The sequence below is a fragment of the Lentilactobacillus hilgardii DSM 20176 = ATCC 8290 genome (assembly GCF_000159315.1).
Lineage (GTDB): Bacteria > Bacillota > Bacilli > Lactobacillales > Lactobacillaceae > Lentilactobacillus > Lentilactobacillus hilgardii.
Map to the genome: position 1 here is coordinate 1 of NZ_GG670072.1, position 241 is coordinate 241.

Annotated in this window: 1 pseudogene; it reads left to right on the top strand. The window is 41.5% G+C overall.

Features of this window, described 5'->3' with window-relative positions:
• A pseudogene (locus tag HMPREF0519_RS14160) lies at nucleotides 1–241 on the top strand (IS21 family transposase); the annotation flags it as partial.

Here is a 241-nt window from a genome sequence, read left to right on the forward strand (position 1 = left end):
GAACATTCCCCTGGTCTCTCTGCTCAAGTTGACTGGAAAGAAGAAATGGCCCTAGTGAGCAGCGAGGGTGAGCTGTTTAAATTCAATATTTTCTTGTATGTATTGCCTTATTCAAAACTCAAATATATGACACTAACCTTTGATCGGAGCCAAGATACCCTCTTTTCTTGCTTACACGACGCTTTCCTTCATACCGGAGGTATTCCGACGGAAATCTGGTTTGATAATATGAAAACCGTTG